General features: G+C 37.8%; 6 protein-coding genes. 5 read left to right on the top strand and 1 reads right to left on the bottom strand.

From position 1 onward, the window contains the following. The coding region (locus H6G57_RS28490) for a transposase (protein WP_190525197.1) at nucleotides 1-546 on the top strand (546 nt) is incomplete at its 5' end. 171 nt (nucleotides 547-717) lie between these two features. Here the strand turns inward: H6G57_RS28490 and H6G57_RS28485 are convergent. Next, the gene (locus H6G57_RS28485) at nucleotides 718-1,305 is read right to left on the bottom strand and encodes a Uma2 family endonuclease (protein WP_190525195.1); all 588 of its coding nucleotides are present in this window, start codon (nucleotides 1,303-1,305) and stop codon (nucleotides 718-720) included. Between the two features lie 127 nt (nucleotides 1,306-1,432). Between H6G57_RS28485 and H6G57_RS28480 the strand changes: the two genes are divergently transcribed. The 4 genes from H6G57_RS28480 (at nucleotide 1,433) to H6G57_RS28465 (ending at nucleotide 6,521) form a co-directional block, all read left to right on the top strand. Next, nucleotides 1,433-2,140 (top strand): hypothetical protein, encoded by a 708-nt coding sequence (locus H6G57_RS28480; RefSeq protein ID WP_190525193.1) that lies wholly within the window; start codon nucleotides 1,433-1,435, stop codon nucleotides 2,138-2,140. Between the two features lie 137 nt (nucleotides 2,141-2,277). Next, a complete protein-coding gene (locus tag H6G57_RS28475; protein ID WP_190525191.1) occupies nucleotides 2,278-3,570 on the top strand; it encodes a hypothetical protein in 1,293 nt (430 codons plus the stop codon). 170 nt (nucleotides 3,571-3,740) lie between these two features. Beyond that, a complete protein-coding gene (locus H6G57_RS28470; protein WP_190525189.1) occupies nucleotides 3,741-5,171 on the top strand; it encodes a hypothetical protein in 1,431 nt (476 codons plus the stop codon). Between the two features lie 30 nt (nucleotides 5,172-5,201). Further along, nucleotides 5,202-6,521: a DUF1822 family protein gene (locus H6G57_RS28465; RefSeq protein WP_190525188.1), complete on the top strand. Its 1,320-nt coding sequence runs from the start codon at nucleotides 5,202-5,204 to the stop codon at nucleotides 6,519-6,521. The last annotated feature ends 228 nt before the right edge of the window (nucleotides 6,522-6,749 follow it).

Raw genomic sequence — 6,749 nt, 5'->3', positions numbered from 1 at the left:
GTTAAAGAGGTTTCTGTGGATATGTGGGGAGGATTTAAAAAAGTGATTCGGGAAGTTTTTCCTAATGCTTTAATTGTCATTGACCGATTTCATGTGATGAAGTTAGTCAACGGTTCTCTGAATCAACTTCGACTTAAATTAGAACTAAAAGGCTTAAAAAATCGGTGCTTACTGCTCAAAAATTATGTCGATTTAACCCCAGAAGAGAAAAGTGATCTGAAACTTTTGTTAAAAGCCTCCCCCTGTTTGAGCATCGCTTATGAATTAAAAGAGGAACTCCGAGATATTTATGAAAGCAGTACAACGGTTCTTATGGGAATGAGAAGATTAAAGAAATGGCTCAATTCGGCTCTCATTATTTTGGGAAAAACCGCCCAAACTCTTAAACACCATCTTCCCGATATTTGCCATTATTTTATTAATCGAACAACCAGTGGAGTTATGGAGGGATTAAACAACCGAATCAAATTAATTCTTCGTCAAAGCTATGGCTTCAAAAATTTTGAGATGATGCGTGAAAAGCTACTAGCTTGTCTTTTTATATAAGATTTACTTATAACTATAGGGACAGGAGAGCCTTCCCTGGTTCTACCAGGGAATAAAATCATAGAGGCTCTGCCTCAAATTCAAGCAGGCGGAGCCTGCAATAGGGCATTGCTAGGTTCAACCTAGCAACGAGAAATTTGAGTAGGGAAGCCCTGAAAAGCTTACTACGTTTTACCAAATTAAGGTTAAATTTAATATAAATCCTGGGAGAACATTTTCCCCGGATAAGGTGGTGGGATTTTCCAGAATTTCTACTTCTTGATCGGGACGATAAATTTCAACTCGTTGGTTTTTCGGATCAATTAACCAGCCTAATTTTGTCCCATTTTCCTGATATTCTTTCATTTTATTTTGTAAGGGTTTTAAAGCATCACTCGCTGACCGTAATTCTACGACAAAATCAGGAGCTATGGGGATAAATTTTTCCCGTTGTTCGTGGGTTAAATTATCCCAGCGATCGCGTTTAATCCAAGACGCATCAGGAGAGCGATCGGCACCATTAGGAAGTTTAAATCCGGTCGAAGAATCAAACGCTTCACCGAGATTGGTTTTACTACTCCAAATTTCGAGTTGAGTCGCTATTTTAATACTGCGTCTCCCTGTATTTCCTCCCGTTGGTGACATAATCGTTAAAACTCCTGATGCAGTCCGTTCAAATTTTAAATCTCGATTGTTTTGACATAACTCAAAAAACTGATCATCGGTTAAATCAATCGTTAATTGCAGAGGAGTTGATAAATTAATTGTGGCAAATTCCATCCCCTTTCCCTCATCGAAATTGACTTATTAATTCAAAAGAAACCGGGTTTCAAGGTTTCTAGTTTCTATTTTGCATAACTCTAACAGATTTCTACGATATAGCAATGTACCCAATAGAAAAACTGTTATGAGTCGCACCTATTCCCGTCGTCACTATCAACCCTCACCCCCAGTTGAGAATCTCCCTTGGTGGAAATCCCCCTTAATCTTAGGAGCTATTATAGCAGGAATGGGGATCATTGGTAGTACCCTTTGGATTGAATATACCACTCAACGAGTTATCCATATTCGTGCTGATGATAGTTCCGATTCTGCTGAAAAATATAGCTTAGAACGACAACAACATTGTCGCGCCAGTATTCAACAGTATAAACCCGGTGATGTTGCCATTACTACTGCCTTTGCTGATCGCCCAATTACCACTCAAAATATCTCTATTTTCAATAGTTTATCACTTTTGGGTCAGTGTAATAAAGCTCAACGTCCGATTAAAAACCAACAACCCGGTACTTCGCTCATTTTACTATTAGAAGACGTTAACAGACTCATTAAAAAAGAGCGCGATCGCCAAAATTATAACCCGGTTGTTGTCACCATTACCTTACAGGATACCGAACCAGGGCCGAATCAACCCCCACCGGATGATCAACGCCTTCAAGAATTAGTACATCAAATTACAGCCGCTCAAGGAACAATTATGTTGATGGTGGAAAACCCGAATGTTAATCATCAACTGAGAACAGTTCTAACTGAGGAAGCCGCCGCCGAAATCTGCTCTTTTACCGATATTTCAAATTGTGTTAATAAAGCTTTTGAAATCGGGCGGAAATTATAAATTTTTGCTAGAGGTAAAACCTTTGCATAACTTCCAAAAGCTTTCTCGATAGTCAGGTAGAACAAAATAATTGTTAATCGATCAAACCTAATCGTTAACTTTCTCAAACTCTCGATAGTCATTAAGGAGTATTGATCATGAGTTCTAATTATTCTCATCACCATCAAAAACAGTTTCAAATTGATCAATTAGTTGATAGTTGGCGACATCTTCCCCAAGAAGTTATCGCCCGGTTGCCAAAAGGTCTTCGTGCTAAAATGAGTGAACGACAACAGCGATCAGGTAAATCTCGTGTGGCAGAATCTCGGATTGATGACTTAGAAACCACCGCTCAACGTCAAGCATCCAACGTCGCTAAAAAAGTCACTAAAATTGTTGTTGTGATGATTGGTGCATTAACCTTTAGTGCTGGAACCCAAGTATTAACTTCCCGTTTAGGTGCAATGGCGTTACCTGCGGCGATGGCTGGGGGTGCTTTAGCTAGTTATTTAGTTGATGACCGTGCAACTAAAGTGACAACCGAGGCTCGTTTAGCTCACGGCACAAAACAAGCACTGAGTAGCATTATTGAGCAGAAAAAATCCCAATCTTTTATTAATGAATTAGGAGAATTATATTACAGCAGTCAAACCGCATTAATCCAAGAAATTGAAGGCAAAAATTTAGGTAAACAACTCTGGATTGATGGGGTTTTAGCGGGTTCATTAAGTGCGGCAGAATTCACCGTTAGTTTTTGGATTGTGGCTCAATTAGGATTACCCGGAGGATTATTAATTGAAGGAATTGCTGCTAGTTTACCTGTAACATTGATCTGGATTGCTGCTGCTTTTCAGAGCGATCAGTTTGAATTACCAGAAAAATTTGCTGAGTTAATTAACAAATATGAACCCGCTTTATTTCCACCTGAAGGAATGCTAGAAACGGAATTGGAAGATCTTTTAAGGATGGAAATTAGCGAAGAAAAGCGAATTGATAATTTAGTGAAATTCGTTGCAGAAGGAGATGATAGCGGACGGTTAAAGAACTTACCAATGGCTGAAGCGGATTATGATATTAATCAAATCCGCGATCGCAAACATGGATTAGAAAAAGAACGAGATCAGGCTGTTGAACAACGTTTATTCGCTCATCGTGCTGAAATTAATAATCTGCCGAATCAATTCCCCATTCCTGAAGTTAATCTGACGGGTTTGAGTCCCCAACAAATTAAGGAAAAGGAGGAAAGAATTAAACAGCAAAAAGCGATTTGGGTACAGCAAAAAACGGCTGATTTAAAAGCCAATTTAGAGCAAGATTTAAAAATAATCGCTCACCGTTTTGAAACCCAGATCAAGCAATGTGAGGAAGACCTGACAGAAGTTCAGAAGCGGTATCATGAGGGATATGATCGCTGGCAAGAAGACGACGAACCGAGAAGCGACATTGCTTAAGCCCTCATTACCGATGGGCAAGAAAAAATAATCCATCATACTTGACGATAAAACTCCCCTAGTGAGACGTTAGCTTGAATTTAATGTCCTCACCCGTGAATATCTACCGTTTTAAGATGGTTTTTGGTAGACTTGAGCCTAAAGCCATTTTTTTTCTTGCCCTCGCATTTATGCACTCACTTGAAAGACGGCTCAACCTTGAGCTTGAATGCTTATTCCAGAAATTCAGGCAGGCTCAACCCGATAGTCCAGAACAACAGAGGATTTTTGATGCTATTCTACAATTTATTGTTGAAAATGCCCAAAGATATCCGTTTAAGAGTCGAGAACGTCGAATTATTACGGGAATACTCTGGAGTATTATGACTCCTGCTTTAATGGATGAATCTTTAGAAAGCTTACCTCCATCTAAGAGAGAATCGATTAGAGAAAAGCTCCAAAAACCAACAGATTCTCTAGCTCGAACTAAACTTGAAAAAATCAAAGCTTTTCTAAAAAAGAAATATGGTAATTCTCCTTTTAATACAAGCTTTGATGATTGTTGGAATGAAGCATTCAGTAATGCTCAAAAAGAGTTCTTAACTAAACTCGACATTTATTACAAAGGGATTGATTATCCTTGCTTTGAGAAATGGCAAAAATTTCTGAGCCAAATCGATAGTTTAGAAGTTAAAACAGAAGAAAACCTCCAACCGCTTTGTCAAGACTTGATTCAAGAACTTAATAAGTTTCAGAATCGATTACAAAATCGTTTGAAAAAGCGCAAGGATTTTTCTGAAGATTCTTTACAAAGAGTAGCTCCTTATTTTCAATCTTTTTACGCTCAGTTAATAGATTCCATCCTCAATAATACGCTTTTACAGAATTGGGATATTTTTTGCCACAATATCCGAGATTATTACGAACCTAAAAGTGTTTGGAATTGGTTTAGTACGATGCTCATTCATCGTTATCTCGATGTTTTGAGGAAACTCGGCAAGACAATAGCAGAACCAGCAGACGCACCCGTGAGTCCTGAAAAGAAAGGCGACAAATGGGATCGAGTCACTCCTCAAGCTAAATCCCAAAATCCACCAGAAGAAATTATTGAACTGATCAGAGAAGATGCCTATGGAATTTTTTCGAGTAAATCGATTGATAAACCAAATTGCGAGGACATTAACTTTCGAGCTATTTTTCTGTTAAAGTTGAATGAACCTGAACCTACTTTAGCACAAATAGAAGAATACTTTGGCAACAGAGTAAATGCTCAAACCACGATTAGCTCTTTCTATTCTCGATGTTATCGAGAGTATTTTCGCCCATTTTTTCAAGAATGGCTTAATGGGGATCTAGGTTTACCTCTGACCGATGAGAGGTTACAGGAAATTCAAGATGATGTTGAAGGAAAATTTCAACGTAAAAAAATGCCGAATTATCCAGAAATCAACTTTCAACAGGTTATTTTAAATCGCAGTAATTCAGGCTCATGGCAACAGGTCACTCAAAATTTAAACGTCCCTATTAAAGACTTAATTTATTTTTACTTGGACTGTTTGAGGCGTTTTAAACTGGTGTCGCGTGAAAAAACTCGTCAGCGTTTACCTAAAAAGAAATCATAATTTTACCTTAGCTTTAGGAGATTAAAAATCATGACATCAACAACCTTTTACTCCCCTTTTGTTGTTCCCCTTCCTCGAAAAGCCTATGAAATTGCTGAAGCTTTTCAAAAACAACATCAATCTAATTCTCAGAAAGCTAGACAAGTTTATCTAAATGTTCTAGCGGTTTATGCTGTGGATTCATATTGTGAATTGATGGGAATAGAAACGGATTTAGAGGCTTGTGATAGTTTAGATGTTATTCAGCAAACAGGTTTAAATATTGCTGATTTGGAACTGAGGAATTTAGGTAAAGTTGAATGCCGTCCTGTCTTACCAAGAGAGACAGAAATTCTAATTCCTCCTGAAACTTGGAGCGATCGCATCGGTTATCTAGTTGTTTTGATTAATGAAACTGTAAAACAAGCCATTATCTTAGGATTTTACCCCGCTTGTAATCCTTCAGAAATGACAGAAAATTTAAGTTTTGAACAAATTCAACCCTTGGAGTTATTTATAGAGTATATACACCGTTTAGAACTAGGGTTCAATTTTTTTCAAAGTCTTGATCTGGTTACAGAGACAGTTAAAACCCGACTAACAAAACAACCCTTAACAGCAATTATCACTCAACTAGAACGAATTTACCGCACCTATCCGAAAGAAAAATGGCCCTATGCCGGAGGTGAATTTTTAGCCAGTTGTCTTCCAGCACAAGGAGGAATGGGTTGGCGGGGAGGGAACCGAGAGGACAATCTTAATCATGAAGACTGGCAAGAATTAGCAGCAGAATTGCTCAATAAATTAGACAAAATTTGGAATAATATTGTCTGGGGAAATAACGTTGCAAATCAACCATTACCTCAACCGATGATCAATGCCGAATTTAACACCAATCCTCCAAAATTTATTAGTTTACCTGAATGGTTACAACCGAATCAGATTCAACTAAACGGTGATTTTGTGGCTTTAGAAAGCTTCTTAGAAAATTTAGCCGAAAATTTGGTTTTTAGATATGCGACTGCACCCCGTTCTCGGAGTGCAGAAACAGAAGATATCTTAGAGAGTGTCACTGGAATTCGACAATTTCAACTGGCAGAATATCCCTTAGCATTGGTTTTAGCATATCAAGTTAACACGGAGGAACAACGCACAATTATAGCCCGATTATATCCTAATGGTGAAGATTCTTATTTACCTCCTGATCTGAAATTAACCGTTTTAGAGGATACGGAAGTAGTGTTTTTAGAGGCAATATCTCGCAGTGCTGATAATTGGATTCAATTACAATTTCAGGGAAAACCTGGAGAACATTTTAGTATTAAAATAGAACTGGGAGATATCAGCATCACGGATAATTTTATCATATAAAGGGCATATAGTAGTGTGCGATCGCCCCTTTCAATTTTCTGCATAACTTTCAATTCGGGTAACGATAAATAGGCATCAGACAAAAATACAAGGAGTTTTAACCCACATTCCGCAGATATTTAAGCCAATTGAATTTTCAATTAAAATGCTCTAAATAAAAGCCCAAATAATTGCTATGTAATGATTTGGGCTATTTTTAATGTAGAATAATAATTGGAGTAACTGAAC

The organism is Planktothrix sp. FACHB-1365 (genome assembly GCF_014697575.1).
Taxonomy (GTDB): domain Bacteria; phylum Cyanobacteriota; class Cyanobacteriia; order Cyanobacteriales; family Microcoleaceae; genus Planktothrix.
This window is presented reverse-complemented; position numbering and strand designations above follow the sequence as displayed.